Here is a 25,729-nt window from a genome sequence, read left to right on the forward strand (position 1 = left end):
TTAATATTTCCAACATACTACGCGTGGCGCTGATGTCACTGGTAATTTCCATGACCCAAAAGGCAAATCAAGGTTCAGCAGATAGAAGCCCGTCTCAAACAACTTATTAGTGGCCACCGCGATCTCGGCTTTGCCATTGAATATATCCAACATAAATACTTTACTGTTTTTGAACAGCGTGTGCGCTACATACCAGGTAAGAATGATCACTACGGGCAGGTAAATTAAATAGGCCATAAAATTGTAAGAGGTATTCATATACTATATTTTGGAGTTAAGAAAATGATCGTTCCGTTTGCTAATGAAGTAAATGACCGCCATATTGCAGAAATGCATGACCGCAAGCGTTAGCATGATCTTACCCGTCATGGCCACTATACTAACCAATAAGGCCGTCCATGTATTGATGGTTTCCCAGCTTCGCAACATCAGTGCAGCATAACCCAGGTTCAGCAAATAATAACCCGTTAGCAACAGCCGGTTAATGAAATCAGTAAGTTGTACGTCATTATGGAGTAACCCCAGGATAAATACACGGCCATTGCGGTAAAAAAGAAACCCCACCCGTACCGTAATAATATAAGTGATGACTAAGTAAATAATGTAAGCGATGATGTTCATACCAGTAGAATTTAAGGTGTGGTAGAAGGTGCTTTGCTGACTCAAAGGTAGTCGTTAATTCCGAACTTTCAAAATATTCTGAAAGTTATTTATTGCCTTGCCTGCTGCTTGCCTTAAAAACCGGATGGCGCAAATACCCCCGTCTAAAGTCGTGTTGCCCCCAGGAGGGTGCTACCTTCCTTCTACTTTTGATAGCAACACATTAAACAGGGAAAGTTTCCATGAAAAAACTAATACTGCAGATACAAACTTCCGTCGATGGGTTCATTGCCGATGCTAAAGACAGAACCGATTGGATGGTATGGAATTGGGGGGCCGAATGGACCTGGGATGCCGCTTTACAAAAACATTTTGTCGACCTGCATGATACGGTAGATACAGTTTTATTGAGCAGAAAAATGGCCGAAGAAGGATTTATTGGGCATTGGGCCAGGGTTGCCGCCAACCCCGATGGACCACAATATGCTTTTGCCAAAAGCATCACCGCAGCCCCAAAAGTGGTATTTACCAAAACCCTTAACCAGTCAGTCTGGGAAAATACCAGCCTAGCCAAAGGCAGCCTGGTCAGCGAGGTTACTAAACTGAAAAACCTGCCCGGTAAAAACATGATCGTATATGGAGGCGCCAGCTTTGTGTCTGCATTAATTGAAGCCGGGCTCATTGATGAGTTCCATTTATTTGTCAACCCCATCGCTTTGGGCAGCGGTTTGTCCATCTTTAAAGACCCCGGTCATAAACTCAGTCTGCAACTCGTCAATACCCAGTCCTATGAGTGTGGCGTAACCGTGCTTACCTACCTGCCTCCCAGAAACTGATTCAGCAATTCTTTATATACCTCCATGTCGTTGAACTAAGGAGAATGTCAAAAAGTGATTGAAGGGTGGGTCGCTCTCCAAGAGCGGCTCACCCTGGTCCTCTGCACTCGCTCGCCTTCCCGCTGAATGGTGGGATGAGGCCATTTCGTATGCCTTTACTTGTTGAAGCGCTTTGACAGGTCCATCAATTGATCCGCCTGAAATCAACGGGTTGACCTTCGCTTTGCAAAGCGATAAAGCCCTTATTCAGCATCTTACCGTCTTGTTTAATAGCCGGATCATAACGATTCACTACCGGACCACCGATTTGTGGTTTGGAATATTGCATCACAGTATCCCCATTAATAATATGCGTGATCAGCGAATCTCCCAATACGATCAGTTCAGCCCGTACCCATTGATCCCCATCATAGGTCCTGGAAGTAGAGTTGATACAATGGCGCGTATCCAGCTTACCCTGGTATATGATATGCGTACCGGGTGAACACATATTACCCGTAGACCTGGGTTTGCCATCACCCAAACCACCCAGGAATTGCATTTCAATGGAGATAGGCCAATCCTGCTCTTTGGGCATCGTGCGCGGATCTTGCGAATGATACATCACCCCACTATTGCGAAGCGTATAACCAGGGGCGCCTTTTTGAAGCGCGCCAACAAAACGGTATTCCAGCTTTAGGTGATAATAAGAAAAAGGAACCTTATAATACAGGTGCCCAAACTGATCATTGAAATCCCCATATTGATCATAACTTACCCTGATCATACTGTCCTCCACCCGGAAGGTATTGCCAAAGTTTTCACCTATCTCATGGTGCTGGATCTTCACAAACCAGTCATTAATGTCTTTCCCATTGAATAAAGAGATCCATTTGCTGTTGTCAGTGGCGGTTTTGGTGGTTTTACAACCAGCGCAAACAATCAGTACCAAGGCTGCTAAAAGGAGGGTTTTCATATGTGGTTGATAATGTGTAACAATAAAGATAAGCCTGCCGGTGTTTAAAGAACCAATTATTCCCGAAGAATTTAATAATTTGCTCCTCATGAACATGGATACCTTTATATACCTCGATAAACTACGTGCCCTCACGGTCAACCTGCCAGAGGTGAATGAAGGTATCTGCTTTGGCACCCAGGCATTCTATGTGCGCAAAAAACTAATGATGCGCATGAAAGAAGATGGCGAAACCCTGGCCATCTATACCGAAGACAGAGACCAGTGGATAGCCAAACAACCAGCCGTTTATTATTTTACTGATCACTACCGCAATTATCCCATGATGCTGGTTAGGCTCAATAAAGTAAAAGACAAAGACCTTCAGCAATTACTGACAACTGCCTGGCGCATGCGGGCTACCCCTAAAATGATCAAAGACTTTGACCAAAAGCATCCTGAACAATTGTCGTTGAATTAAGCTGTTACCCTAAACCTGCCAAAGATGGGCCACCGGGCGGGGCGCTAGAATAGCATGAAAGAACTCACGAGGGGCGCCTATACAACTAAGCACCTTTGACTTGACCAGCGTAGTATACCCTATTTATTGCCCGGTGTTTTCTTTACCACCACACAAGCACAAACCACAGATCCTGGTTTCATTTAATGAAAAGGACAGCAGCCCTGTTCAGCAATAAAAGATGCAAGCCATTTATGCCAATGCAGGCATACCCGGCGGCATCGGCACAACAGCATCCTGCCTGCCTTCCAAAATGTCTTTGTTAGCCGCCTTGCCCCTGCAGCATGATCCCGGTATCGCTTTTACTTACGGATTGAATATTGATCGCCTGGGCTACCTTCCCATTAATATTGACAGCCCATACCCATCGTTTTTCTTCCAGGCGGGCACCTGGTAAAATATCCGTAACTTTAGGACAGTTCTTTCTCCCTCACGTAAAAAAATACACTATGAGTTTCCTTCAACGCATTGAGCATTGGGGTGATACGCATCATCCGCAATGGATCGATATTGTACGTGTAGCATTAGGCATATTCCTCTGCTACCGGGGTATTGTTTTTCTTGAGAATATGAGCGCCGAATTGGGGCGTATTGCTAATTTTGTTTCCTGGGGTTCATTTTTCCTCCTTTCCATAGGTCACCTCATTGTGTTTGCCCACTTGCTGGGCGGAGTATTGCTCACCTTGGGCGTACTCACCCGTTTTGCCTGCCTGATCAATATACCTATTCTGATCGGCGCCATCATCTTTGGCGGCTCTGCCTCGGGATTGTGGACGCCATTTGCAGAAGTTTTGTTGGCTATCGTGGTATTACTGCTCCTCTGCTATTTCCTGGTGGCGGGCAATGGCCGCTGGTCGTTCGACCGGTATATGGAGTCAACCAGTAAGTAGTTATGGATGTATGCCAATATTTTTCTGCACCAGGTGTAGAAAGGGCGGCTTATGCAATACCCCAACGTAGCTTTCAATAGATCTATGACGAAGGGAGGGTTGATTTAACAAATCATTCGCAGCGGATACAGGAAGGGGAGGGCCCCTGGTAGTGCAAACACCCCATTTGACAAATGTATGCGTAAGGGGTACAAACCATGCAACAATTGCCAGTTTGTTAAGACTATAGATCAAGCCGGGCCTATTCCGGTACCTATTCTATACACCTGTTTGTACCATGAAAAAAACACCTTTGGGGTCTTTGTCTCCTGTTTTCCCTGGCTGGCAACGCTCAACAAATAGCGAGCAATAATCCACTCCGCACCCGGCTCGATTCAGCCATTCATACGGCTGCCCTTACTTATATGAAAGATTCCTCCCGGGTAGGATGCTCCATTGGGGTGCTACTTCATGGAAAAAAATGTACCTATCACTACGGTGAAAGCGCCAGGGGTACCCATCGGTTGCCCACCAATGAAAGCCTGTATGAGATCGGCTCTATGACCAAAACCTTTACGGGACTGCTCGTGGCCCATGCAATCGGGGAGGGACGCATAAAACTCAACGACGATATTCGGAAATATTTGCCGGGCACATTCCCGCATTTACAGTATCCCAGTGGCGATCCCTTGAAAATAGGCTACCTGCTGGCCTATACCAGCCAATTACCCAATTCATTTGTCAGAGCTGCAGATGAAACCTTGACCGACACCTCATTCATCCGGCAACTGGCTGCTTTAAGGCCCGATACCTTAAAGCCTTTTACGTACCGCTATTCCAATGCAGGATACCAGGTACTGGGCCGGATATTGGAACATATTTATGGAGCAACCTACCAGCAACTATTGGAACGCTATATAACAAAACCACTGGGCATGCATGCTACTACCATTACCATAGATCAGCAACAAAGGACAGATCTGTTAAAAGGCTATGATGCTGCTGGCCTGGAAGCGCCTTCCATCTATACTTCCTTTCCTGCGGCTGGCAGCATTAAGTCTACCCTGAGCGATATGTTGAAATACCTGCACTATCAATTGCAAGAAAAAGAGGTTGCTGTAAAAATGACCCACCGCATTTTGTATGGTAATATAGATGATGGAGCCACCTGCTTTCAGTGGGCCACCGGCAAAACCTGGAATTGGGATTATTATTTTCGTGCCGATGGAGGAACACCCGGCTTCAGGACCTTTTACTCTTTCTATCCCGATTATGATCTGGCTATTGTATTACTTTCCAACCAAAACAATGACACGGCAGGCAGAAAATTGTACGAACTATCCGCCGCCATCTTGAAAGCAGTTAAATCCCATTGATGGGAATGGGTGGGGCATCAAATTACACATTCAGCAGGGCCCGATGGGGATACCTGGAAGTATCCCGGGTACTCCACACAATATTGCCTCCTTGCTTAAAGAAAAAGATCATTCGCAAAGCAGATCGCATTGCGTACCAGCGTAGTCATTTTATTCACCCGCTCATCCAGGTATATGATATCCGGCAGGTCTACCTGCCCCGTCAGTTCCAATGAATCAGTAGCCAAATTAGCCGCTCCCAGGTATTGCCTTACGGCAAAGCATTCTTCAATCGCAGGGGTGAGCCCTTGCACCGTCAATTCATATTGCCACATCCCTCCTTTGAACATATCCTTAAACCCCCGCAACATTCTATCCTGGTAGATTTGTCCCGATCGCGAAACAATTCTTTCCCAGATATCGCGCAGTGCATGCAGCATTGGCTGATGCTGCGCTTCCACAGCAACCCGTTTTGTATAGAGAATAGCATAGATGAAAAACCTGCAGATCAGTTCATATAGGGTAGGGGGAAGTTTCCGGCCACAATGAACAAAACAATTGCATTCGTCAGATTGATGATGCATTTCATCGGTATGACAAGTCACTGATAGAATACTACTTCCCCAATTGGTATTTCTATTACAACTTGCGGCGCACTACAAGCTATTACTACAAAAACGATCTGCTGTGCCAGGGGCTTTTATCTATTATTTAATGGCCCTTTTAATAAACCTTTTCCTCGTTGCCTGTCATATAAGGAACAATTCCATAAGCTGCACTTGCCTGCTTTAGTGGGCAATCGCTTCATGGCCATAGCACAACAATATTACATTCCATAAACAACCAAACAAATTCTATGCACCAGATCAACCTGGCTATTACAGGCGTTTCTTCTTTCGTTGCTGAACCCATTAGTATTGATGAATGGGCCACTGCCTTCAAAGTGCCCGACAGACAAACGGAAGGGAAGTATTTAGATGGTAAAATGGTAGAAAAAATACTGGGTATTAAATCCAAAAGCTGGGCCCCCGATGTATTTAAAGATCCACAGGTAGTCATTGATACTACCAGGGAAGCTATGCGGAGGGCCAGGGTGGATGCGGCTGATATTGATGCCGCCATTATCGTTACCTGTTCCCCCTTTATGGTGCAGCTTGACCAGGATGCTTTTCTGCTGTACAAGGAAATAGGTCTTAAAGATGATATTGTTCCTGTATTGTTGGGAGCCGGATGTGCCGGTTTTGCCCGTGCCATGGCCCTGGCTGCTCAAATAAAAGCCAAGACCATCCTGCTTATATCGTATAGCCTCAGCAGCCTCTATACGCAAACGTCTGTGTACAAGAGTAACGACCATCATCCCTACGCCAAATCCCTGTGGATGTCGGCAGCCCTTTTTCTGATGGTGTATCCGCAGTGGTTTTGAAGAAAACAGACGAGCCTACTGGGTATTCATTTTATTCCAGGGATTCTTTAAGCTTTGGACAGGAAGCGGGTTTTGATGATCCCCTTATCCACTATACTGGTAGCGGAGCCTGGGATCCTCCTGGCACCGAAAAATGTGAAGCCCTGTCCTGCTTTGCCATGGCAGGCCCCGGATCAAAGAGTATTATATCAAAGGTATGACCCTGAATCACCAGCAATTATTGAACTTACAACCTGATTATTTGAACCAGGTAAAGAAGATCTACACCCACCAGGCCAGCCCTACGCTGACCAATGCTTTCCTCGACACCCTGATCAAAGATCATGGCATCAGCCGTGATAAAATGGGCATCAATGTGGTGAAGTATGGCAACCTGGTGAGTACCAGTACCATTAAATTGCTGGATGATGATATGCAGGCAGGGGTATTGGAGCCGGGCGACAAAGTATGTATTTCTGTAGTGGGCGCAGGCCCAGAAAGAGGGGCATTCATTATTCCTGTACAAGCTGCCTAAGCATGACTCATTTTCTTCAACAAACGCAGGTGCGAAACAACTCCACCCCAATACGTGGTTTGGTTGGGTTTGATATGGTGTTGTAACAATATGCCGTACAATATCCTATTTAGCCTGGGATAATGAATATGGTGGATATGGGGAAATAAATGATGTGCAATATGATTATTGAACCCGCCCAGTAGAAAATTGGCCCAGGCACTGAAGGGATGCATGTCATTGGAGCTTTTCACCTGGTTCATAAGCCAGGAAGTATTAATAAACCCATCTTGGTCCGTTACCGGGTAAGCAGTACTTTCTACATGGTGTGTCATGAAAAAGGTAAATAGCAAAAACAGTGATTGCGTGAGGTGCATACAAAGAAAGCCCGTTACAACTATGTACCAGGGCTGTGCTGTAAACAATAGGGGCAATACCAATGTAAGAAATAGATAAATCGCTTTTTGTATCCAGAACGACAAATGGTAGGGGAAATTCTTCCTGGCTTTATAAATATCCTTGGAAAACAAGATCACAAAGTCTTTAATGAATACCCAGTACAGGGAATAACTCATATAAGCCACCGGTGCATAAACAGGCTGGTACCGGTGGTACCACCGGTATTCACTATGAGGAATAACCCGGATCAGTTGAGTGATCTGAAGGTCCGAGTCATAATCTTCTACATTGGGCGCATAATGGTGCGAATGAATATGTCGTTCTTTCCATGCTTCCGCATGGGCGCCCACCAGCGTATAGATAATGGTGAAACAAGTATTATTAAGCCGTTTGCTTTTAAAGACCCTATTATGTGAAAAGTCGTGCGAGAAATTGAACGCAAATAACAAGAGTATAAACCCATAGACTATAAAGCAACTTATAAAAAGCAAAGGCTCGCTAATTTTGTACAAGGCGCCATAACTTAGGACCGATAAGGTAAAGTATACCACAAACTTTAGTACGATGAGCCGCCTGGCCGCCTGTTGGTCAATGACCAGCTGTTCCTCTACCTGCCGGTAGATGGTTTTGAGCAGTTCGCTGTCCTGGGGAATATGTATATGCTTATCCCGCAAATGCCTGGGGTTTAATATGTACGTTTCTTCCCATGGCTTTTAAAAACCGGAAATGGGCTGCCAGTGCCTGGCTATACGACATTTCCATATATGTTAATCCATGCATATTACACAACTCTCTGAAAATGGGAAGTATTTTTAAATAATGTACATGAGAAATATTGGGCAATAAATGATGCAATGCATGTGCATTAAATCCGCCAAGCGTCCAATTGAAGAACTGACTGCCCGGATGATAATCGACCGAGGTCATTAATTGCAACTTGGGCCAGCTCACATCCAGTTTATTATCGGCTTCCGGCACAGGATGCGATACGTAGTCCGATACATGCGAAACACCCAGTACCCCTACAAAGATCCAGGAGATCATAAAATGGTTCAGTACAAAAGCCAGTAACACGGTGGTGAACCCAAAAGGCAGCAATACAACCGGTAATACGATCATGTATCCAATGTAAAGCAATTTAAAAATAACCAGCAAGATCACTTCGCGCCGGGAATGGTAATCCCTGATCGTACGGCTGGAATAATTAAAAAGCATCAACGTTTCCCGGAAGAAAAACCAGTTCAGTGAATACAACAAATACAAGAGGGGAGCATATAGGAACTGATAACGATGGTACCATTTCAACTCCTGCGTTGCTGTCATCCGGAACAATGGGTTATTCAATACATCAATATCACTGCCTTCTACATTCGTATATAAGTGATGCGATTCATTGTGATTTTTCCCCATACATAGGCATTGTTGCCTTGCAGGTTGAAACTAAGGGAGAATAAGAACTTGTTCCAGAACTTGCTTCTTACAGCTACTCCATGCGCCGCATCATGCGAAATATTGAAAGCTGTTAATAATACAGATATTCCCATCAGCAAGTAATAAGCGTAAAATGCCAGTATGGAGGTGCTGGTGATCATTAACCCATAGAACAGTATATCAAGAAAGAAGTATAGAAATATCTTGAAGAACATCTTTTGGTTGCCGGTCTTATGGATGCCATGCAAGGTAAAATACTGATCTATTCTTTCAGTCAGTTCTTTGTAGAATGCGGAGCCTTCATCTTTGCTGAACTTTAATTTATTCATGGGATGACAGCTGGGGTTTGGTTCAGGCAATTTAAAGATTAGCGCAATACTAGCAATGGCAGCAAGGCCGAAAACAGGCAGCTGCGATGTTAAAGAAAAGGTAATAATTAGCAGGTTTTTCTGTATGCCTGGCAACGAGACTTTTACACTATAGAAAGGAAATAGGCTTAAGATTCAGAAGGAGTGCTTTCGCCTGAAAAATAATGCTGTAATTCAATCAGTGAACCTTCCGTATTCGGCATATCCCGGACAATACTTCCCTTTTCAATAATTGCAATGCGTGTTGCCAGTTCAGTAACATGATTTAGGTCATGACTGGATAAAATAATGGTGGCGTTAGCAGATCTGTTGTAGTCTGTTAGCATGCGGTTCAATAATAACTGGGAAGTAGGATCCAGTCCATTAAATGGTTCGTCCAGGACCAACACGGCAGGTTCCGTCATTAATGCCGAAGTGATGCCAATCTTTTGTTTATTCCCTTTAGAGAAATCACGTATGTATTTCTTTTTCTTACCAAGTATTTCGTCTTTGAAAAAAGGTAGAAGCCTGCAAGTTTTTGATCGATGGCGCTTTGACTAAATCCATAACTATTTCCGACGAAATAAAAGAACTCCTCTGGAGTCAAAAAATCCATTAAGAATCCATCGTCTATATAGGAGGCGGTATATGCCTTCCAGCCTTCTGATCTGAATACAGGAAAGTTACCGGAGCAAATGGTTCCTTTATCTGGTGGTACCAGGTCTAGCAACAATCGCAATAAGGTAGTTTTGCCGGCACCATTATTCCCAACAATGCCTAAAAACTCACCCCTTTCTATTTGCAGGTCTTTAATATCCAACACCTGCCTTCCATGGTATTTCTTTGCAAGGTCTTTAATTGTGATCATTAGAATTTGTATTAAACAGAAAGTTTACGGTAACCTTCCAGGTTTTTGTATTTGCGCCTTAGAAACAGGGGCACAATGATCCTTTTATCCACCAGTTATGAAAAATAATCAATAGTATTCCAGGAATTGCAATTGCCAACTTGCCGGCGGTTTCATTCAACAGGTACCTGAACAATCCAAAAAGCCCTAAAGGAAGCAGGACAAATAGAAAAGAAAAAAACAAATTGATTTGCCCTGACACCCTGGTAATTGAGCAAGGCCCCCTTGCCCAGATCGATCCGGCCATCATTGAACGAGCCGATCAGCAGGATCAAAAGCAGGTTACGCCTGCACTAAACAGACCCAATGAAAATAAAAGCAGCGTATCTATGCCGGTTGTGAAAGAAAGGGCAATATACACTGGGATAAAACTAATCAGGATCATGATGAGCATCAGGTAATACTTAGCAGCAACATACTGGCTAAAACTCCCCGGACGTGTCATGATCCCATCGAAACAGGCGCTTTCCCAACTAAACACAAACTGGCCATACAATGCGGGGAAAAAGCCTGCAAGAAAAGAAAGGAAGATCAGGTTTGGACCATGACCCGTTTTATGATCTACCACCATAATGATAAAGAGTCCCAGGTAGAAGGGCATCAGGCTAAGCATTTGCCGGGGGCGTTTGTTCTTATTAATAGATTTACTTCCAGCCATATATACCTTTTGACCTCTCCTGCCTGCGTAAAAGCGTCCAGGCCGGTTATTCGCATCATAAATGTCCATTGACGCCGCGTCGTCATTTCATCTAAATAGAAGCCCGTTTTTAGTATTCGTCGGGCCAAATTTAAAACGACCAATATACCTGCCAGTAAAACAGAGATCAAAAGGAGTCGGCCTTCCAGCAGGGATCTTCCGGTGGCGATGGAAGCAAGGTTCACAGGTACATGCAGTTCCTGCAATAAGTACAAGCCAGCCACAACACTCATGGGAATAATAAACCAGGCCAGGTTCTTTTTGACCAGAAATCCCAACAGCAATGCCAAATAATTATTAAACACAACCATTAAAAAACACCAGCTAAATATTTGATCACTGGCGCTATTCCGTACAAAGGGTAGATTATTTTGGCAGCAAATGGTATCAGTATCAGGAACGGAAGGATACTAAACAAGTTCCAGAAGTTGGTAAAAAGCAGGATATTGATCAGCTTTTTCCGGGGAATAGGCAACCGGAGATAGGGGATAATCTGTAGAGTTGGCAAAGGCTGCAAAAACATCTCAATAACAGGTCGCCCGCGAAATACCATAATAGGGTTGCGTTGAATGTTTCTATCGGGTTACCACCTGCCTCCTTTAATGTTTCTCTGATGGAGCTGCCCAGTATAAGAAAGGAAAGGATCAATATTAACGCCAATAACACTACGAAAATGTTGCCGGCCACATTTCTTCGCCATTTTTCGTTCCTTAAAAAGGATTGCCATTGTAACGAGAGCAATTTTTTTTATTAGCATATTGGGGTTGTTATGCGTCTGCATACGCCTGCCACAGCTTTACCGCTTCCATGGCTTCCTTTACATCATGAACGCGCAATATATGTGCGCCGTTTAGCAAACTGAGGGTATTTAATACAGTGGTTCCGTTCAGCGCTTCGCTGGCTGTAATGCCCAGGGTTTTCCATACCGTTCGTTTGCGTGATAAACCTACCAGTACAGGAAGTCCCAGCATGTGCAGTGTGCGCATATTTTTCAACAGCTCCAGGTTATGGTGATCGTTCTTGCCAAATCCAAACCCGGGATCAAGAATAATGTCTTTTATACCGGCTTCCCGGCAAAGCGCTACCTGTCGGATGAAGAAATCCAATACTTCGCGGGTAATATTTTCGTAGACTGCTTTTTCACGCAGGGTTTCCAGCGTGCCTTGCATGTGCATCAATACATAGGGCACTTGCAGGCGGGCCACGGTGGGTATCATGGCCGCATCAATACTGCCTGCACTCACATCATTGACGATGGAGGCGCCGGCCGCAACTGCTGCAGCTGCTACCTGCGATTGGTAGGTGTCGATAGATATAACTGCCTCCGGAAATCGCTGGTGGATAGCCTGGATAGCCCCGGTTACCCGCTTCAGTTCTTCTTCTACAGGCACCCGCTCGCTGCCGGGGCGGGTACTTTGCCCGCCAATATCCAATAGGGTGGCCCCTTCTGTTAACAGGCGCTCCGCCTGCTGCAGGATCTCCGTTTCCAGGTAGCGACTGCCCGCATAAAATGAATCCGGGGTAGTGTTCATTATACCCATTATCAGGGGTTTATCCACCACCAGCAGCCTGCCTTTACAATTGAGTGTATGCATTTAACCTTTGTTCATTATTTTTGGCGGCTTAAAGGTAAAGCAAGAATATAGAATACAGGAGCCCGAATATGGAATCCTGAAGATACCAGGTATTATGAGCAATACAAACCAACAATACGACGCAGCAGTACAATCGTGCAGGGATATTTTCATTAAGAAAACCAAAGACTACGGTACTGCCTGGCGTGTGCTTAGGGCCATTTCCATTGTAGACCAGATCTTCATTAAGGCCCAGCGTATCCGCACCATCCAGGAAAAAGGAACTCAGCGGATAGGAGATGATATTGCCGGCGAATTCAAAGGCATGGTGAACTATGGCGTAATAGGGCTTATTCAGCTCGAATTACAGAACAGTGCCATGGAAGATCTACCAGTTACAGAAGTGGAAAGATTGTATGCCGGAAAGATCGCTTTTACCAAAAACACCATGCTGGATAAGAACCATGATTATGGAGAAGCCTGGAGAGGCATGAGCCAGGAAAGCTATGCCGACCTGATCCTGATGAAGCTCATGCGGATCCGCCAAATATTGGCCAATGAAGGCAAAACCCTGATCAGCGAAGGTATTGATGCCAATTATGTTGATATTATCAATTATTCCATCTTTGCCCTCATCATGATCGATGAAGGAAAACATAAGGGATAATTCACATTTTCAATGCCCAGGCCATTATGTCTTTCTTATTGCGCGAAACAGGTACCTGGTGCCCATTGTCCAGCAGCAGGTAGCCGCCATCTTCCTTTACCCAGCTTTTTTACATACTTTTTGTTCACCAGGTGTGATTGATGGCAGCGGATAAAACCATAGCCCTTTAGCAATTCTTCATATTCAAAGATGGGGCGTGAAGCGGTGAGTTTTTCACCATTGGCCAGGAAGAAAACCGTATAATTATTGGATGATTCACAACGTACGATCTCCGGTGTACGGATGAAGCGCGTTTCCTTCATCGTGGTAAGCGCAATCCGGTGTTCTTCCTTTTGTGCTTGCAACAGTTGTAGCAGGTTTTCCAGTTGCAGGTTCTTCTTTTTGTCCCGGTGCCGGGCAATTGCCCGGCCTACGGCCAATTGAAGCTCCTCAATGTTTAATGGCTTCAACAAATAGTCTACTGCCGCAAATCGAACCGCTTGTATCGCATACTGATCATAGGCTGTCACAAAGATCACTTCAAAACCATAATCCGGTAGTTCCCGCAGCAAGTCAAATCCATTTTTGCCGGGCATTTGTATATCCAGGAATAGCAGATCGGGGTGGTATTGCAAAATGGCTGTTTTCCCTTCCACGGCATCCAAAGCCGTAGCTACTACTTCCACACCCGGACAATATGCCTTCAACAACTGTTCTAAGTTGATCAGGTTATTGCGCTCATCATCTATTAAAATGGCCTTTATCATATTCATGCCAGCCAGTTTTTGAATAACAATCTAACAATGGTTCCCTGCTGCGGTACACTTTCAATACCAAGGTGTAGCTGTTCATTGCCCGCCATTTCATTCATTAAATGGATCCTGTCTTTCGTCAACTTCAGTCCATAACCTGCTACCGCAGTACCTGCTACAAACCCCAAACCATTATCGCTGATGCGGATCACCATATCATCTCCTTGTCGCAACACATCTACCCGGATAAGGCCTTTTTCGCCCAGTGAAGCTACACCATGTTTTACGGCATTTTCTACCAATGGTTGCAGTAGCAAAGAAGGGATCTCGGTTTCTGCAACCGGCACTTCTTCCGTACAATGGATCACAAAGGCAAAGTTAAAACGTAGTTTTTCCAGCGTAAGATAAGTTTCTAAAGTTTGCAGCTCCTGCTGCAGGGGATACTGGCCTGCTCACTATCAGCGAGCGAACGGCGCACCAGGCTGGCAAAATCCGACAAGTACCGGTTGGCCCCTTTAATATCGTTGTTATTGATGAGCCCTTGTATGGACGACAGCGCATTGAACGTAAAATGAGGATTCAGTTGGGCATACATTGACCTTAGCCCCTGCTCAAACCTTTTTTTTTTAGCCTGCTCAGCCGCCGTTTTTTACGCTGCCTGCGTAGCTTGATCAGCACTACCAGGAAGCCAATAGAAGCCAGTAATAACACCGCCATCAGGATGCGGAATGCCCAGGTTTGGTACCAGGCCGGCTGCATCGTGAAAGGGTAGGAGGTTACCTGGTGCCGCTGTTTACGGTAGCGCATTTCCAGTACATAATCCCCGGACCGGGATCGTCTATCCAGATATAGCTGTTATTCGCTTTATTACCCGTCCAGTCCATCAGTGGCCGGCCATGGCGTGTGATCCGGTATTCCAATACCCCCTTTTTGTAAACCCTTGCCTGCACCTGGAAGATCAACCCATTTGCCAGCGGCTCTACCTCCCAATGTTTGGGAAGCCCTTTACGACTATTCACACCAGCGGCATTCTTATCGTCGCCTAATGATGCCATAAGGTCCTGATCGATTCGGTAATCATTTGTGAGGCGTAGCATCCTGGCCGTGAGTTCGCGGGAAGTGAATACTGCCTGTAATACTGGTTTGGCAGTTTGCCAAAACACCACTGCACTGGTAAACGCAGTAGAATCCCTTTTCCTGCGCAATTCAACTACCAGGTAATTGCCCCAGGTTGTTTTAAATGCTCCAAGGAATCAAACTTTGTACGGAAAAATTCATTTGTAAGGAAGCATCCACAAAAGTGGTTACCGCCCCCAGGGCTGGATCTCTTTTTGGTTGTTCTCCAATACCCTGAATTCAAATTGATCAGCATTATGCTTAAAGAGGCCGGGTGTCAGGAAGTATACCTCTCCCGAGTCATACGTATACAACTGTTGCCGGGTATTGGCCAGTTGTGAGCGGAACCGGTATCCTTCAAACGACATGTCCATGGGCGTATTTCCTGAATGCCCGTCATTAAAGTCATAGATCCCATTATAGGGAATAGCCGTAACGATCAGTGGAATGCTGTCACTGCCTTCACCCAGGAAGGAGGTCGAGTAATTATCCCAGGCTATATCTGGAGCCCGGTTGGTGATTTTTAAATTCACCTGCGCTACCATACCTGGCATATACCCGCAAAAAAACAAACAAATGAGGAGTAGTGGTTTCATATTAGGGTAGTTGCCAAAAGCTGGCGGCATTATTGGTATTGTAAAATTGGTAAGTGGTACCTGTTCGCTGACTCTTTTCTTCCCTTACTGCAGGGCCTTGTTTAAAGTACGCCAGCGGCAGTAATTGAATATACTGGATGGTTTTACCCGCTTCGGCGTTTTCCATATTCCAGCTGCTGTTTACAGGACATTGCAATATATAGAGGTTCTTGGCCATATAGTTGTACAGGTAGTTTTCTTTTGTGGTAGATACCTGGTGGTTCCAATTGGCCGTTGGGTTCAATAGTAAAGGCTGTTGCTGTACCAGCCTTTCCCGTACCTCTTCTATACTTAATAATGTCCCTTTTTCATCCATCACATAGGCGTCCTGTGTAGAATCAGCCCAGATCCACTTTTGAGCGAAGGTACATACACTGCATTGATCACATGACAATCGGGATCTACCTTCAAACTGTCCTTGGGCAGGCAGGTCACCAGCCGCGAAGCAAAACCCAGCGCCAGGTAACATTCATTCAATACCGTGGCCAGCCCCCGGCAATTTAACCCCCTGTTCTCCTTGTGGCAAACAGCCAGCATCGCCAGCGCATTTTTAACGGCGGGATTTTCATGATTGCCATCATGCGGTACCTGCTCATGTACCCAATGCAGCACCTGCAATACCTGGCTCACATCGTTGCCCCGGCCGGCAATGGAATCCAGCTTAAAAGCCTTGCGCAGCGCCGTCAGGTTACTGTCGCTGGCTGCCTGATAGCGAAATGCCGGTAATGGCCGCTGATCCTTGCTATTATATGCGCTGGCCTTTTGTAAGATGTACAGGTAGTCGCCAGTAGCCCGCAAAGGCTGCACCAGTTTGGTGAATGCCGGGTCCTTCCGGATACCCTCCAGGTCGGTATCCTTCATCAAATGCGCATAATTGTAATAGCCGGCGCGGATGGATTGCCCCAGGTTGTCAAGCGCTGCCTGTTTATTGCCTACCAGGGCGTGTGTACAGGCCAGGTTATAATAGGCATTGGCCAGGTAACGGGTGTATTGCTTTTGGGCTGTACCGGGCAACTGTTGGTACCGTTCCTGCCAGGTCTGCAGCAGCTCCGTAAAAGCGTTGGCCTCCCTTTTTTGTATAAACCATCAAATACCTTTTCCTGTTGCCTGGCATAAACGCCAAAGGCTGTATCGCTGTGCTGACGGGCTTTTGACAGCAAAGGCCCCAGCAATAACAGGGCACTCATTATAATTTTCCAGTAACCTAACATAATATTTTTTGCTTTTGGTGATCAATTGGGCATCATTCAGCCACAAATCTCCGGTTCCAACCCCTGTTTATTCAGGCTATTGTGAATAAAGGGGTGATGATTGAGAATCCGGTTTTGTTATCTTGCATACCATTACCAAGCATCCTAAACACTTATGAAATATTTTCTTACCATATCCCGGATCATCGTAGGCGTACTGTTTATCTTTTCCGGGTTGGTGAAAGCCAATGATCCCCTGGGCCTTAGTTACAAAATGCAGGAGTTTTTTGAGATCTGGGGATGGGGATTCCTCGACAATTATACCCTGGCCTTTTCGGTGGCCATGATTGCTTTTGAGATCATTGCCGGTGTAGCTGTACTGGTTGGCTGGCAAATGCGCCTGTTCAGCTGGCTGCTCTTGCTCCTGATCATCTTTTTTACCTTCCTCACCGGCTATGCGCTATTCTCCGGGAAAATACGCGAATGCGGCTGTTTTGGCGACTGTATCCCTTTAACCGCCGACCAGTCCTTTATGAAGGACCTCCTTTTGCTGGTATTGATCGGGATCATCTTCCTTTTCCGTAATAAGATCAAGCCGGCCCTGCCTACCCTCAGCAGCCTCGTTATTCTTTTCTTTACCACCATATTCTCTTTCGCTTTTCAGTGGTTTGTACTTCAGCACCTGCCTGTAGTAGATTGCCTGCCTTATAAAGTGGGCAATAATATAGCCGAGGAAATGAAAGTGCCTGCCGGCGCCATTCCCGATAGCACCGTCATTAGCTTTGTATATACCAAAGAAGGCAAAGAAGTAGAATTTACTGCCGACCAGTTTCCCGACGACTTTGATGATTCGCTCTACAAGTTTGTAAAACGCTATGACAAACTGGTGCGCAAAGGCAATGCAATAGCAAAGATCAAGGACTTTTCACTGCAAACTTTTTATAAGAACGATACAACCCAGGCCCTGCTGCAGGACGACCATTACCAGCTTTACCTGTTCCTGCGCAATGATTACAACAAGGGCAACTGGCCCGCAACATTGGAGGTGATCCTGCAGTCGGCCACCGAAAAGAATATCAGGGGTTTCCTGGTCACCAGTATGCCCTTACAGGAGTTGTACAGTGAGGGCTCTCCTGGTGTATTCAGTAAATTACTGCCATTGAGTTGTGACCCGGTAGCTATTAAAACTGCTGCCCGCACCAACCCGGCTTTATTCCTGATCAAAAAAGGCACCATTCTGAATAAATGGTCCTATGCCGACCTGGATAAAGCATTGCCGGTAATCTTAACCTTACCTGCACAGTAAAACAAGTAGCTAAATCCTAACACCTATTACATTGATCAGATACTTTACCAAACGACTATTATACGGCCTCCTGGTCATGCTGGGTGTAGTAGTGTTGGTGTTTTTCCTGTTTCAGGGATTTGGCGATCCTTCCCGGCTTATGCTGGGCCAAAGTGCCGATGCAGCTACCCGTGATAATATCCGCAAAGAGCTGTACCTGGATCAGCCCGTTTGGAAACAATTTACCCTATACCTTAATGATGTGTCGCCCATTGCAATACATACCCGGCAGGAAATAGAAAAGAAACAATTAAAGGGTTGGTTTGTGGGCAGTGAAACCAAAGTGGGATTGAAAGTGCCTTACCTGCGTCGTTCCTATCAAACCAAGAAAGATGTGTGGCAGGTATTGATGGAGGCCTTGCCAGGTACCCTGGTGCTGGCCCTGGCTGCTATTTTTATTGCTATAGCATTGGGTATACCCCTGGGGGTGATTGCTGCTGTGAAAAAGATACCTGGATGGATACCTCGGCCATCTTTACCAGTGTACTGGGTATTTCGGCACCCTCTTTTTTTCATGGGTATCATTATCGCCTACCTCTTTGGGTTTGTGCTTAGTGATTATACGGGGCTTAACATGACCGGCACCTTATTCGATAACGCACCGCCGGACTGGCACCGCGCCTTGCAATTGAAGAACCTGATCCTGCCGGCTTTTACCTTAGGCATTCGCCCCCTGGCCATAATTACCCAGCTTACCCGTGGTTCCATGCTCGATGTATTGAATCAAGATTACATACGCACGGCTTATGCCAAGGGGCTTACCCGCAGAACGGTGATCTGGAAACATGCCTTGCGCAATGCCCTTAACCCGGTGATCACGGCCATTACAGGTTGGTTTGCCGAATTGCTGGCAGGTGCCTTCTTTGTAGAATATATTTTTGGATGGAAAGGCATCGGTAAAGTAACCGTAGATGCCCTGGAAAAACTGGACTTCCCCGTAGTAATGGGTTCTGTCCTCATCACTTCATTTTTCTTTATTCTGGTGAATATCCTGGCCGATGTATTGTATGGAGTAGTAGACCCACGCGTTCGGCTTACTTGATCACTACTTCTTTCACTGTGTTTTCACCCAATGTTTCATTAACGCGTTGAATGATCTGCTCTTTCTGGTAAAGTAATTCTTGTTTGAGTGGAGCTACTGTAGTGGTGATATATAAAGTACTGCCGTAGATCTGTATCTTATCTGTGTATTTGGCAATGGTTTTGCCCATGATCTGTTCCCACACATCTTCAATTTGCAATGCCTGCATAGATCCTTTGATACGCGGGTTACGCATAAAATGCTTCAGCGCATCACTCATTGAATACTCTCCCATGGGTGCAAGTTAGTAAGAAATCAGCTTACAACTCAAATTTAGGATCGCGTGATCTGTATCGGGCAGGTTCAATGACCGACAGGATTGTTTCACGCGAATGGTATTGAGGACGTACACAGTTGATCAGGTTGTAGCCCGTTTCACTCACCATCCATTCCCGCGGGCAAAATGCCAGGCTGCTTTGTGCAGGTATTCTTTCAATTTCAAGGGATTTTTTGAGTAGCTCCAGGGCATAGAGTCGCAGTCCTTCTTTATTGGCACTAATGGCGCCTGATTCACCTGCTTCATCAGTGGTATACGAAAAATAAGCTACTGCGGGGTCGTTCGTTTCTTCCAGAAACGCTATAACAGATTCAATAGTCATAAGCAATCGTCTTCTCCTATTGTAATATACGTTTTAAACGCCATTTTTAGACGGGTAAAACCACTTTTTCCTTGCGGTGGAGTTGATAATTGATCAAAGGCAAATTATCTGAAAACTATTGACAATATTGCTGAAATGTTTATGGATGCGTTCCTCATGCGTGTCGGTAATAAATAACTGTCCTTCGTTTTCTACACATACCTGGCTTAGCAGGTTGTGCATGCGTTGTTCGTCCAGCTTCTCAAATACATCATCCAGCAATAGGAGGGGGAAAACCCTTTGGCTGACCTTAAGGCTTCAAATTCAGCGAGTTTGAGTGCAAACAGCAAACTTTTCCGTTGCCCTTGCGAAGCGATCTGCTTAAAAGATTGTCCTTGCAGTTGTATGTCCAGGTCATCCTTGTGAATACCTCCTGTAGTCCGTTGCAACAGCATATCCTTTTCCCGGAAACGGAAAAATAAGTCGGAGAAAGAATAATGCAGTAACTGGCTTTCATAGATAATATCCAATTCTTCTGTGGTGCCGGCTATTTGCCGGTAAAAGGTTTGTACTGCAGGAATGAATGATTGCAGGAAATTTTTCTTTTCTCAAATACATAGTGCCCGTATCGGCTCAATTGCTCATCGTAAACGTCCAATAAGCTCGTATCATGCAGCCTTCTTTCGGCCAGTGATTTCAGAAAACTATTGCGTTGTTGTAATACCCGGTTATAATCTATCAATTGTTGCAGGTAAGTGGCATCCAGTTGCGAGAGCAAAACATCCAGGAATCGCCTTCGTTCTTCGCTGCCTCCCGTAATGATCTGTATATCGTCGGGGGCAATGATTACACAGGGCAGCCTGCCAATATGGTGCGCTAGCTTTTCGTAAGGTTCGTCATTGACCAGGAATTCCTTCTTACCCGTTTCACGCAATATGCAAACTACTTTCAACGGTTCGTCCTGTAAAGTGAAGTGCGCCTCTATCCTGAAACCGCCAGCTCCCCGTAAAACGTTCTGACCGTCCGACCGGGCAAAATAACTTTTGGTAAAACAGCAATAGTACAGGGCATCCAGCAGGTTGGTTTTACCCACCCCGTTTTTACCGGCAATACCAATAATACGGTCATTGAAAGTAAAAGAAGCCTGGTTGTAGTTCTTAAATTGTACCAGTGATATGGAATCCAGCTTTAACAAGAACGCAATATACAATCGAAAATCTAATGCATCCTGTCGCCCCGTACAGCCAGGTTATTAATGATGTTGGCTTCATAGGCCAGCCATTCCTGCCAGCGTTTACGAACCTGGGCTTTGTCAAGATAGGTATCGGCCAGTTCAATAAACAGGTGATAGTGTCCCGCTTCACTTTCCATGAACCGGCGGTAGAAATTGCGCAGGTAGGGGTCTTCCAGTCCTTCACTCAGCCGTTTGAAGCGTTCACAACTACGTGCTTCTATCAAGGCAAAAATGAGGAGTTTATCCAGGAAACGTTCTTCCGGGCCCCCCTTTCTTTTCAAACTTCATCAGTTCATTGACGTATTCATCTTTCCGTTGTTTGCCCAATTTCAGCTTGCGTTTGTCCAGTTCGGCCAGCACCAGCCTGAAATGTCCCCATTCTTCTGTGACGATCGGTGAAAGTTCGCGTACCAGTTTGTCCCGGTCACTATAGCGTTGAATGAGTGATATGCAGCTGGTAGCTGCTTTTTGTTCGCAATAGGCATGGTCCGTGAGGATATCCTCCAGCGAGATCGCTGCCAGGTCAACCCAGCGTGGATCCGTAGGAAGGTGCAATCCCAGGATATTCTTTACGTCATTCGTTTCCATGGCCGCAAATTAAAGAAAAAGCGGGGAGCTGTGGAAAAGCTGCGAGCCCCGGGCTACAAGTCGCGGGCAAAAACGCTCCCAGCCCGCAACCGCCCTTCGCAGCTGCTCTGGCGCAAGATACAAAGGCGGGTCGCTCTGAAGCCCTGCCGGTGCAGCGCTGTAGAGTGGCTCACTTTCATCAGGAAAGCCGTGACACCTTTCGCTTGCAAAGCAAATGAAAGGTGTCACCTCGAATATTTACCTTTGTCCCCGGATTTGAAATACCAATCAGGGATCAACAGATGAACGACAACTTTCTCCATAAAAAGCTCGATGAACGAAAAGCAGCACAGGCTTTCCGTACACTCCGTTTACCCGATGGTAAAACCGACTTTTGTTCCAATGATTACCTGGGCATTATTCACCAGGGGTTGCTGGAGAAAAAGATGGATAATGCTGTGCCGCCATTGCCACATGGTTCCGGTGGTTCCCGTTTGCTGGCGGGCAACTATCAACGGGTAGAGCAATTAGAGCGATCCCTCGCAGTTTTTCATGCAGCGCCGGCGGGCTTGTTGTTCAATTCGGGATATGATGCCAACCTGGGCTTATTAAGTTGCGTACCTCAGCGGGGCGATACCATTATTTATGATGCCTTGAGCCATGCCTCCCTGCGTGATGGTATCCGCTTAAGTTTTGCCCAGTCTTTTTCCTTTCCACACAACGACCTGGTTGTATTGGAAAGCAGGCTGCAAACTGCCACGGGGAATATCTTTGTAGTAACCGAATCGGTATTTTCAATGGATGGCGACAAGGCGCCGTTGGAAGAAATGGTACGGCTTTGCAACCAATACCAGGCCCACCTTATTGTTGACGAAGCCCATGCTACAGGAGTAGCAGGCTCAATGGGCGAAGGGTTGGTACAGCCACTCGGGTTGCAACAAAACTGTTTTGCCCGTATCCATACCTTTGGTAAAGCCGTAGGTTGCCATGGAGCGGTGGTATTGGGTAGTGAAACCCTGCGTCAGTACCTCATCAATTTTTCCCGTCCCTTCATTTATACCACCGCCTTGCCCGAAATCAGTGTGGCAGCCATTGAAACCGCTTACCAGCTCTTTCCTGCTATGCAGGCCGAAAGAAACCACCTGCAACGACTGGTTACCTTGTTTCAACAAACTCCCCTTGCTTACCAAAAACTTCCTTCCGATACCCCCATTCAAGTAGTCATCATTCCTGGTAATGATCAGGTAAAAGAAGTGGCTGGCCGGCTACAGTCGGCTGGTCTGGATGTACGGCCCATTTTATATCCTACCGTGCCCAGGGGCAGTGAAAGGTTAAGGATCGTATTACATGCTTTTAATACACTTCAAGAACTAGAAAAGCTCCAACAATTACTTTCTGTTGAATAGGTAGGCCTACAATCTGAGAACTGTGCCAATGCGACACTATTGAACTTTCGGACTTCCGGACTTTCCGTCTTCCGACTTCACAAAAAACGTTTCATTCGGCCCAATGCCTTCGATCTGCATCAGGCAGGATTCTGTGAACCATTCATAGTGCGGCTGATCGGCTTTAATAACAATAAAACTGCCCGGACCATATACCGGTACATTGCCTGAGGAATCAAAGCGATTGCCCAGGCCAATATGGGCCGATCCTTTAATGATCGTTACATACAGATCGCCGTTGTGAATATGTGGTAATCCTTTGTATCCGGCTGGGAAGCTGCCACGCTCAACAAAAAACCGGGTTTGTTTCGTAGGCCTACCAGGTAGGTATTCTTACGTCCGCTGGGCAGTGTAGTATCTTTTACTTCGGGCAGGATCATCGCAGCTTCGGGAGTGGGGAGGCGATCGGTGCTGCATTTTCGTGGGCCGACTGGTCATTGCAGGCCAGCCATGGAACCAGTAATAATGCAAGGATATGACAAGCTGATTTTTCATAGCAAACCATTTTGAGGTGAGGAATATGAAAAGAACTACCTATAAGTTACGAAAAATGCTTGAAATAGTGGCCGATAAAAAGGGAGGGGAGATAGGCAATAAGGAAGCCGTACCAGTGGAGGGGGCTGGTAAAATAATGTAAATAACTGGCAGGTAAGAAAGTATACCGGCAGTCAACCGGAACAAAAGCAAAGCCTGCGGTAGCTACCTCCTCATGAGGCAGGCCTGGCGGTGTTCATGGTTGTAAAATTTGCCTTCTAAGCCCAGGGATGAGGGGCAGGCAAAAATAGCTGCTGGCATTCCAAAAAGGGCCAGGCATCAGGGTTAGTACATAGCTTGTTGGGGAAAGCGGGCTACTTAAACTACCAATCCTACTACAAACATGCAGCAGACAAGGGTAATACCAGCTAACTTTTTAAGACGGAAGATGTTGATTTTGGGAGTAGACGATCTTTTCATAAACGAAGATTTGGGGATTAGGAATTGGATACAGGCGCAAGGTAATGCAGGCCCATTAAAAATGCAAATAACAACACGAATAAATTATAATAACAAGTGTTTAGCCTATATCGCTAAACGTGAGTTACTTGTAAGGAATGGCCGGATATGGAAAGCCGGCCCGCTGAGGGCCGGTTCATTTACGACCGATTTAGCAACCTATGACCGATATAAGTAAGTTCTGACTGTTCGGGAGTTTTTAAAAACCGGTCCCGAGGGACCGGTTTTCGATGACAATAAGCCACCTTGTTTCATAAAGGCGTTCGATTAAAACGACGACTGTTTAAATGTTCCCTCAAACTCTGCTGTAAAATTGCACCCTTATTACATGCCCCACAATACAATTTTGTGGTATTACCAGTTCGTGTTACTTTTAAACGATTTCTTTAAACCCTTCCGGTAGTATGAAACTCGTTCCAACACTAATATCCGCTGTTGTGACAACAGGTTTGGTCACAGCATTGAGCATGCCATTCGGCAGCATTCCTCCCTGGGCGGCTTCCTTAGCCCGCAGGAGGGCTTCTGGCAAAACGCCGAACCTGCAGATCAGGATTACAATACCACTTTGCACCTGCCGCAGTTGAAAGAGCAAACAACGGTATACTTTGACGACCGGATGGTGCCCCACGTATTTGCCCAAAATGATGAGGACCTGTATTTCGTTCAGGGATACCTGCATGCGAAATTCCGTTTGTGGCAAATGGAGTTTCAAACCCATGCCGCCGCAGGCCGCCTCACCGAAATATTGGGAAAGGGTGATGATGAGGTGATCCTCACCTTCGACCGCAATATGCGCCGCATTGGGATGTTATATGGCGCCAACAACTCCCTGCAGGTAATGGAAAACGATACCAGCACAAAAAAGCGATGGATGCTTATACCGCGGGTGTTAATTCCTATATCGATCAACTCACCTCCAGCACCCTGCCCCTCGAATACCGCCTGCTCAATTACCGCCCCGAACATTGGACCAACCTCAAATCGGCCCTATTTCTCAAATACATGAGCTACGACCTGTCGGGCAATGAAACCGATATTGAATTTACCAATGCCAAAGCCGCCCTTAGCCGGGAAATGTTCAATAAGTTCTATCCGCTTACCCAACCCGATTCTGTGGCGCCCATTGTGCCCAAAGGAACCGTGTTCCAGCCGGCTGGTGTGCATCCCGTAGCCCCCGCTTCAGCCGATTCCTTGTATTTTCAGTGGAAGGACAGTGCAGCCCTGGCATTGCTGAATAAACCGGATAAAGACAATGGCAGTAATAACTGGGCTGTGGGTGGACAAAGAACGCAAAGCGGCAGGCCCATTTTGTGTAGCGATCCCCATCTTACCCTGTCACTGCCCTCCCTTTGGTTTGAAATGCAGCTCCATACACCACAAAGCAATGCGTATGGGGCCAGCTTCCCCGGTTCTCCCACCATCATCATAGGATTTAATGATCAGATCGCCTGGGGCGTTACCAATTCCCACCGCGATGTAAAAGATTATTATGTCATCCGCTTTAAAGACGACTCCAAACAGGAGTATTGGTTTGACAGCGCCTGGAAACCTGCCCAATTAAAAACAGAAGAGTTTAAGATCAAAGGAGGAAACACTGTCGCAGACACGGTGGCTTATACCATCTTCGGCCCGGTACAATACGATGCTTCCTTCGATGGTTTTGGCCGCGCTAAAAAGCCGCCAACCTCGCTGTAAAATGGAAAGCCCATGATGGCTCCAATGAACTCAAAACTTTTACCTGCTCAATAGAGCCACGGGCTAT

The 25,729-nt window shown here is 46.0% G+C and carries 37 protein-coding genes and 3 pseudogenes; 13 read left to right on the forward strand and 27 right to left on the reverse strand.

What is annotated here, in order from left to right:
* Entirely contained in the window at window positions 1-258 is a 258-nt protein-coding gene (locus RS881_RS28715) for a hypothetical protein (protein ID WP_315824257.1), read from the reverse strand.
* Between the two features lie 3 nt (window positions 259-261).
* A complete protein-coding gene (locus RS881_RS28720) occupies window positions 262-621 on the reverse strand; it encodes a hypothetical protein (RefSeq protein WP_315824258.1) in 360 nt (119 codons plus the stop codon).
* A gap of 221 nt (window positions 622-842) precedes the next feature.
* On the opposite strand from RS881_RS28720, the gene RS881_RS28725 reads away from it, so the two are divergent.
* Complete coding sequence (locus RS881_RS28725; RefSeq protein WP_315824259.1) at window positions 843-1,436, forward strand: dihydrofolate reductase family protein; 594 nt, start codon at window positions 843-845, stop codon at window positions 1,434-1,436.
* A gap of 184 nt (window positions 1,437-1,620) precedes the next feature.
* On the opposite strand, the gene RS881_RS28730 is transcribed toward RS881_RS28725, so the two are convergent.
* Entirely contained in the window at window positions 1,621-2,367 is a 747-nt protein-coding gene (locus tag RS881_RS28730; protein ID WP_315824260.1) for a 3-keto-disaccharide hydrolase, read from the reverse strand.
* 64 nt (window positions 2,368-2,431) lie between these two features.
* On the opposite strand from RS881_RS28730, the gene RS881_RS28735 reads away from it, so the two are divergent.
* The 4 genes from RS881_RS28735 to RS881_RS28750 all read left to right on the forward strand — a co-directional run bounded on the left by RS881_RS28735 (window position 2,432) and on the right by RS881_RS28750 (window position 5,135).
* A complete protein-coding gene (locus RS881_RS28735; protein WP_315824261.1) occupies window positions 2,432-2,851 on the forward strand; it encodes an MmcQ/YjbR family DNA-binding protein in 420 nt (139 codons plus the stop codon).
* 220 nt (window positions 2,852-3,071) lie between these two features.
* Window positions 3,072-3,287 carry a hypothetical protein gene (locus RS881_RS28740; protein ID WP_315824262.1) on the forward strand — a complete coding sequence of 72 codons (216 nt, stop codon included), beginning with the start codon at window positions 3,072-3,074 and terminating at the stop codon, window positions 3,285-3,287.
* Window positions 3,288-3,339: 52 nt separating this feature from the next.
* Window positions 3,340-3,780 (forward strand): DoxX family membrane protein, encoded by a 441-nt coding sequence (locus tag RS881_RS28745; protein ID WP_315824263.1) that lies wholly within the window; start codon window positions 3,340-3,342, stop codon window positions 3,778-3,780.
* A 404-nt stretch (window positions 3,781-4,184) separates the two neighbouring features.
* The gene (locus RS881_RS28750) at window positions 4,185-5,135 is read left to right on the forward strand and encodes a serine hydrolase domain-containing protein (RefSeq protein ID WP_315824264.1); all 951 of its coding nucleotides are present in this window, start codon (window positions 4,185-4,187) and stop codon (window positions 5,133-5,135) included.
* Between the two features lie 95 nt (window positions 5,136-5,230).
* On the opposite strand, the gene RS881_RS28755 is transcribed toward RS881_RS28750, so the two are convergent.
* Window positions 5,231-5,575 carry a terpene synthase family protein gene (locus tag RS881_RS28755; RefSeq protein ID WP_315824265.1) on the reverse strand — a complete coding sequence of 115 codons (345 nt, stop codon included), beginning with the start codon at window positions 5,573-5,575 and terminating at the stop codon, window positions 5,231-5,233.
* Window positions 5,576-5,970: 395 nt separating this feature from the next.
* Between RS881_RS28755 and RS881_RS28760 the strand changes: the two genes are divergently transcribed.
* Together RS881_RS28760 and RS881_RS28765 are read left to right on the forward strand one after the other, a co-directional pair.
* Window positions 5,971-6,537 carry a hypothetical protein gene (locus RS881_RS28760; protein WP_315824266.1) on the forward strand — a complete coding sequence of 189 codons (567 nt, stop codon included), beginning with the start codon at window positions 5,971-5,973 and terminating at the stop codon, window positions 6,535-6,537.
* A 196-nt stretch (window positions 6,538-6,733) separates the two neighbouring features.
* Complete coding sequence (locus tag RS881_RS28765) at window positions 6,734-7,051, forward strand: 3-oxoacyl-[acyl-carrier-protein] synthase III C-terminal domain-containing protein (RefSeq protein ID WP_315824267.1); 318 nt, start codon at window positions 6,734-6,736, stop codon at window positions 7,049-7,051.
* Here RS881_RS28765 and RS881_RS28770 read toward each other — a convergent pair.
* The 8 genes and pseudogenes from RS881_RS28770 to folP all read right to left on the reverse strand — a co-directional run bounded on the left by RS881_RS28770 (window position 7,048) and on the right by folP (window position 12,406).
* A complete protein-coding gene (locus tag RS881_RS28770; protein WP_315824268.1) occupies window positions 7,048-8,103 on the reverse strand; it encodes a fatty acid desaturase family protein in 1,056 nt (351 codons plus the stop codon). The two genes, RS881_RS28765 and RS881_RS28770, sit on opposite strands and share 4 nt — an antisense overlap.
* Entirely contained in the window at window positions 8,093-8,839 is a 747-nt protein-coding gene (locus RS881_RS28775) for a fatty acid desaturase family protein (RefSeq protein ID WP_315824269.1), read from the reverse strand. The genes RS881_RS28770 and RS881_RS28775 overlap by 11 nt, the downstream gene beginning before the upstream one ends.
* Window positions 8,794-9,189 carry a hypothetical protein gene (locus RS881_RS28780; protein ID WP_315824270.1) on the reverse strand — a complete coding sequence of 132 codons (396 nt, stop codon included), beginning with the start codon at window positions 9,187-9,189 and terminating at the stop codon, window positions 8,794-8,796. The genes RS881_RS28775 and RS881_RS28780 overlap by 46 nt, the downstream gene beginning before the upstream one ends.
* A 167-nt stretch (window positions 9,190-9,356) precedes the next feature.
* Window positions 9,357-9,710, reverse strand: coding sequence for an AAA family ATPase (locus RS881_RS28785; RefSeq protein ID WP_350340259.1), 354 nt, complete (start codon window positions 9,708-9,710; stop codon window positions 9,357-9,359).
* Window positions 9,632-10,075 (reverse strand): ATP-binding cassette domain-containing protein, encoded by a 444-nt coding sequence (locus RS881_RS28790; RefSeq protein ID WP_315824272.1) that lies wholly within the window; start codon window positions 10,073-10,075, stop codon window positions 9,632-9,634. Before RS881_RS28790 ends, RS881_RS28785 begins: the two co-directional genes overlap by 79 nt.
* Window positions 10,076-10,385: 310 nt before the next feature.
* Window positions 10,386-11,122 (reverse strand): annotated as a pseudogene (locus tag RS881_RS60095) (DUF5687 family protein).
* Window positions 11,122-11,498, reverse strand: a pseudogene (locus tag RS881_RS62325) (DUF5687 family protein). Before RS881_RS62325 ends, RS881_RS60095 begins: the two co-directional pseudogenes overlap by 1 nt.
* Before the next feature lie 80 nt (window positions 11,499-11,578).
* Complete coding sequence (gene folP / locus RS881_RS28805; RefSeq protein WP_315824275.1) at window positions 11,579-12,406, reverse strand: dihydropteroate synthase; 828 nt, start codon at window positions 12,404-12,406, stop codon at window positions 11,579-11,581.
* Window positions 12,407-12,500: 94 nt separating this feature from the next.
* Between folP and RS881_RS28810 the strand changes: the two genes are divergently transcribed.
* On the forward strand, window positions 12,501-13,052 hold the full coding sequence (locus tag RS881_RS28810; RefSeq protein WP_315824276.1) for a DUF1599 domain-containing protein: 552 nt from the start codon (window positions 12,501-12,503) through the stop codon (window positions 13,050-13,052).
* A gap of 35 nt (window positions 13,053-13,087) precedes the next feature.
* Here RS881_RS28810 and RS881_RS28815 read toward each other — a convergent pair whose 3' ends face one another.
* The 8 genes from RS881_RS28815 to RS881_RS28850 all read right to left on the reverse strand — a co-directional run bounded on the left by RS881_RS28815 (window position 13,088) and on the right by RS881_RS28850 (window position 16,548).
* Complete coding sequence (locus RS881_RS28815) at window positions 13,088-13,798, reverse strand: LytR/AlgR family response regulator transcription factor (protein ID WP_315824277.1); 711 nt, start codon at window positions 13,796-13,798, stop codon at window positions 13,088-13,090.
* 2 nt (window positions 13,799-13,800) lie between these two features.
* Entirely contained in the window at window positions 13,801-14,151 is a 351-nt protein-coding gene (locus RS881_RS28820; protein ID WP_315824278.1) for an ATP-binding protein, read from the reverse strand.
* Between the two features lie 44 nt (window positions 14,152-14,195).
* Entirely contained in the window at window positions 14,196-14,378 is a 183-nt protein-coding gene (locus tag RS881_RS28825; protein WP_315824279.1) for a histidine kinase, read from the reverse strand.
* A gap of 5 nt (window positions 14,379-14,383) precedes the next feature.
* Window positions 14,384-14,590 carry a hypothetical protein gene (locus tag RS881_RS28830; RefSeq protein WP_315824280.1) on the reverse strand — a complete coding sequence of 69 codons (207 nt, stop codon included), beginning with the start codon at window positions 14,588-14,590 and terminating at the stop codon, window positions 14,384-14,386.
* On the reverse strand, window positions 14,560-14,988 hold the full coding sequence (locus tag RS881_RS28835) for a hypothetical protein (protein ID WP_315824281.1): 429 nt from the start codon (window positions 14,986-14,988) through the stop codon (window positions 14,560-14,562). The genes RS881_RS28830 and RS881_RS28835 overlap by 31 nt, the downstream gene beginning before the upstream one ends.
* Before the next feature lie 99 nt (window positions 14,989-15,087).
* Window positions 15,088-15,495 (reverse strand): hypothetical protein, encoded by a 408-nt coding sequence (locus RS881_RS28840; RefSeq protein WP_315824282.1) that lies wholly within the window; start codon window positions 15,493-15,495, stop codon window positions 15,088-15,090.
* A 1-nt stretch (window position 15,496) separates the two neighbouring features.
* The gene (locus RS881_RS28845; protein WP_315824283.1) at window positions 15,497-15,853 is read right to left on the reverse strand and encodes a hypothetical protein; all 357 of its coding nucleotides are present in this window, start codon (window positions 15,851-15,853) and stop codon (window positions 15,497-15,499) included.
* Window positions 15,850-16,548 carry a TPR end-of-group domain-containing protein gene (locus RS881_RS28850; protein WP_315824284.1) on the reverse strand — a complete coding sequence of 233 codons (699 nt, stop codon included), beginning with the start codon at window positions 16,546-16,548 and terminating at the stop codon, window positions 15,850-15,852. Before RS881_RS28850 ends, RS881_RS28845 begins: the two co-directional genes overlap by 4 nt.
* Before the next feature lie 351 nt (window positions 16,549-16,899).
* Between RS881_RS28850 and RS881_RS28855 the strand changes: the two genes are divergently transcribed.
* Both RS881_RS28855 and RS881_RS28860 read left to right on the forward strand, forming a co-directional pair.
* Window positions 16,900-18,030, forward strand: a complete 1,131-nt coding sequence (locus RS881_RS28855; protein WP_315824285.1) for a BT_3928 family protein — start codon at window positions 16,900-16,902, stop codon at window positions 18,028-18,030.
* Window positions 18,031-18,061: 31 nt separating this feature from the next.
* Window positions 18,062-19,111: an ABC transporter permease gene (locus tag RS881_RS28860; RefSeq protein WP_315824286.1), complete on the forward strand. Its 1,050-nt coding sequence runs from the start codon at window positions 18,062-18,064 to the stop codon at window positions 19,109-19,111.
* On the opposite strand, the gene RS881_RS28865 is transcribed toward RS881_RS28860, so the two are convergent.
* The 6 genes from RS881_RS28865 to miaE (RS881_RS28890) form a co-directional block, all read right to left on the reverse strand.
* Complete coding sequence (locus RS881_RS28865) at window positions 19,104-19,385, reverse strand: DciA family protein (RefSeq protein WP_315824287.1); 282 nt, start codon at window positions 19,383-19,385, stop codon at window positions 19,104-19,106. The two genes, RS881_RS28860 and RS881_RS28865, sit on opposite strands and share 8 nt — an antisense overlap.
* A 25-nt stretch (window positions 19,386-19,410) precedes the next feature.
* Entirely contained in the window at window positions 19,411-19,749 is a 339-nt protein-coding gene (locus RS881_RS28870) for a hypothetical protein (protein ID WP_315824288.1), read from the reverse strand.
* 93 nt (window positions 19,750-19,842) lie between these two features.
* Window positions 19,843-20,010 carry a hypothetical protein gene (locus tag RS881_RS28875; RefSeq protein WP_315824289.1) on the reverse strand — a complete coding sequence of 56 codons (168 nt, stop codon included), beginning with the start codon at window positions 20,008-20,010 and terminating at the stop codon, window positions 19,843-19,845.
* Between the two features lie 265 nt (window positions 20,011-20,275).
* Entirely contained in the window at window positions 20,276-20,923 is a 648-nt protein-coding gene (gene recF, locus RS881_RS28880; RefSeq protein ID WP_315824290.1) for a DNA replication/repair protein RecF, read from the reverse strand.
* A gap of 23 nt (window positions 20,924-20,946) precedes the next feature.
* Window positions 20,947-21,243 (reverse strand): tRNA isopentenyl-2-thiomethyl-A-37 hydroxylase MiaE, encoded by a 297-nt coding sequence (gene miaE / locus RS881_RS28885; RefSeq protein ID WP_315824291.1) that lies wholly within the window; start codon window positions 21,241-21,243, stop codon window positions 20,947-20,949.
* On the reverse strand, window positions 21,203-21,550 hold the full coding sequence (gene miaE / locus RS881_RS28890; RefSeq protein ID WP_315824292.1) for a tRNA isopentenyl-2-thiomethyl-A-37 hydroxylase MiaE: 348 nt from the start codon (window positions 21,548-21,550) through the stop codon (window positions 21,203-21,205). The genes miaE (RS881_RS28885) and miaE (RS881_RS28890) overlap by 41 nt, the downstream gene beginning before the upstream one ends.
* 281 nt (window positions 21,551-21,831) lie before the next feature.
* Between miaE (RS881_RS28890) and bioF the strand changes: the two genes are divergently transcribed.
* Together bioF and RS881_RS28900 are read left to right on the forward strand one after the other, a co-directional pair.
* Window positions 21,832-22,935, forward strand: a complete 1,104-nt coding sequence (gene bioF / locus RS881_RS28895; RefSeq protein WP_315824293.1) for an 8-amino-7-oxononanoate synthase — start codon at window positions 21,832-21,834, stop codon at window positions 22,933-22,935.
* Between the two features lie 550 nt (window positions 22,936-23,485).
* Entirely contained in the window at window positions 23,486-23,611 is a 126-nt protein-coding gene (locus tag RS881_RS28900) for a hypothetical protein (protein ID WP_315824294.1), read from the forward strand.
* A 729-nt stretch (window positions 23,612-24,340) separates the two neighbouring features.
* Here RS881_RS28900 and RS881_RS28905 read toward each other — a convergent pair.
* Entirely contained in the window at window positions 24,341-24,646 is a 306-nt protein-coding gene (locus RS881_RS28905) for a hypothetical protein (protein WP_315825065.1), read from the reverse strand.
* On the opposite strand from RS881_RS28905, the pseudogene RS881_RS28910 reads away from it, so the two are divergent.
* Window positions 24,584-25,662 (forward strand): annotated as a pseudogene (locus RS881_RS28910) (penicillin acylase family protein). The gene RS881_RS28905 and the pseudogene RS881_RS28910 sit on opposite strands and share 63 nt — an antisense overlap.
* The last annotated feature ends 67 nt before the right edge of the window (window positions 25,663-25,729 follow it).

It is taken from the genome of Paraflavitalea speifideaquila (genome assembly GCF_032395985.1).
In the GTDB taxonomy this organism is placed as follows: domain Bacteria; phylum Bacteroidota; class Bacteroidia; order Chitinophagales; family Chitinophagaceae; genus Paraflavitalea; species Paraflavitalea speifideaquila.

Coding starts and splice junctions, on each gene's coding strand:
- RS881_RS28840 (WP_315824282.1), bottom strand. CDS start 15,495: ATGAAACCACTACTCCTCATTTGTTTGTTTTTTTGCGGGTATATGCCA.
- RS881_RS28865 (WP_315824287.1), bottom strand. CDS start 19,385: ATGGGAGAGTATTCAATGAGTGATGCGCTGAAGCATTTTATGCGTAAC.
- RS881_RS28720 (WP_315824258.1), bottom strand. CDS start 621: ATGAACATCATCGCTTACATTATTTACTTAGTCATCACTTATATTATT.
- RS881_RS28830 (WP_315824280.1), bottom strand. CDS start 14,590: ATGCGCTACCGTAAACAGCGGCACCAGGTAACCTCCTACCCTTTCACG.
- RS881_RS28765 (WP_315824267.1), top strand. CDS start 6,734: ATGACCCTGAATCACCAGCAATTATTGAACTTACAACCTGATTATTTG.
- folP (WP_315824275.1), bottom strand. CDS start 12,406: ATGCATACACTCAATTGTAAAGGCAGGCTGCTGGTGGTGGATAAACCC.
- RS881_RS28775 (WP_315824269.1), bottom strand. CDS start 8,839: ATGGGGAAAAATCACAATGAATCGCATCACTTATATACGAATGTAGAA.
- RS881_RS28750 (WP_315824264.1), top strand. CDS start 4,185: ATGAAAGATTCCTCCCGGGTAGGATGCTCCATTGGGGTGCTACTTCAT.
- RS881_RS28855 (WP_315824285.1), top strand. CDS start 16,900: ATGAAATATTTTCTTACCATATCCCGGATCATCGTAGGCGTACTGTTT.
- RS881_RS28790 (WP_315824272.1), bottom strand. CDS start 10,075: ATGATCACAATTAAAGACCTTGCAAAGAAATACCATGGAAGGCAGGTG.
- RS881_RS28870 (WP_315824288.1), bottom strand. CDS start 19,749: ATGACTATTGAATCTGTTATAGCGTTTCTGGAAGAAACGAACGACCCC.
- RS881_RS28760 (WP_315824266.1), top strand. CDS start 5,971: ATGCACCAGATCAACCTGGCTATTACAGGCGTTTCTTCTTTCGTTGCT.
- RS881_RS28725 (WP_315824259.1), top strand. CDS start 843: ATGAAAAAACTAATACTGCAGATACAAACTTCCGTCGATGGGTTCATT.
- RS881_RS28780 (WP_315824270.1), bottom strand. CDS start 9,189: ATGAATAAATTAAAGTTCAGCAAAGATGAAGGCTCCGCATTCTACAAA.
- RS881_RS28740 (WP_315824262.1), top strand. CDS start 3,072: ATGCAAGCCATTTATGCCAATGCAGGCATACCCGGCGGCATCGGCACA.
- RS881_RS28810 (WP_315824276.1), top strand. CDS start 12,501: ATGAGCAATACAAACCAACAATACGACGCAGCAGTACAATCGTGCAGG.
- RS881_RS28825 (WP_315824279.1), bottom strand. CDS start 14,378: ATGTATGCCCAACTGAATCCTCATTTTACGTTCAATGCGCTGTCGTCC.
- RS881_RS28715 (WP_315824257.1), bottom strand. CDS start 258: ATGAATACCTCTTACAATTTTATGGCCTATTTAATTTACCTGCCCGTA.
- RS881_RS28905 (WP_315825065.1), bottom strand. CDS start 24,646: ATGCAGGTATCCCTGAACGAAATACAGGTCCTCATCATTTTGGGCAAA.
- RS881_RS28815 (WP_315824277.1), bottom strand. CDS start 13,798: ATGATAAAGGCCATTTTAATAGATGATGAGCGCAATAACCTGATCAAC.
- bioF (WP_315824293.1), top strand. CDS start 21,832: ATGAACGACAACTTTCTCCATAAAAAGCTCGATGAACGAAAAGCAGCA.
- miaE (WP_315824292.1), bottom strand. CDS start 21,550: ATGGAAACGAATGACGTAAAGAATATCCTGGGATTGCACCTTCCTACG.
- RS881_RS28745 (WP_315824263.1), top strand. CDS start 3,340: ATGAGTTTCCTTCAACGCATTGAGCATTGGGGTGATACGCATCATCCG.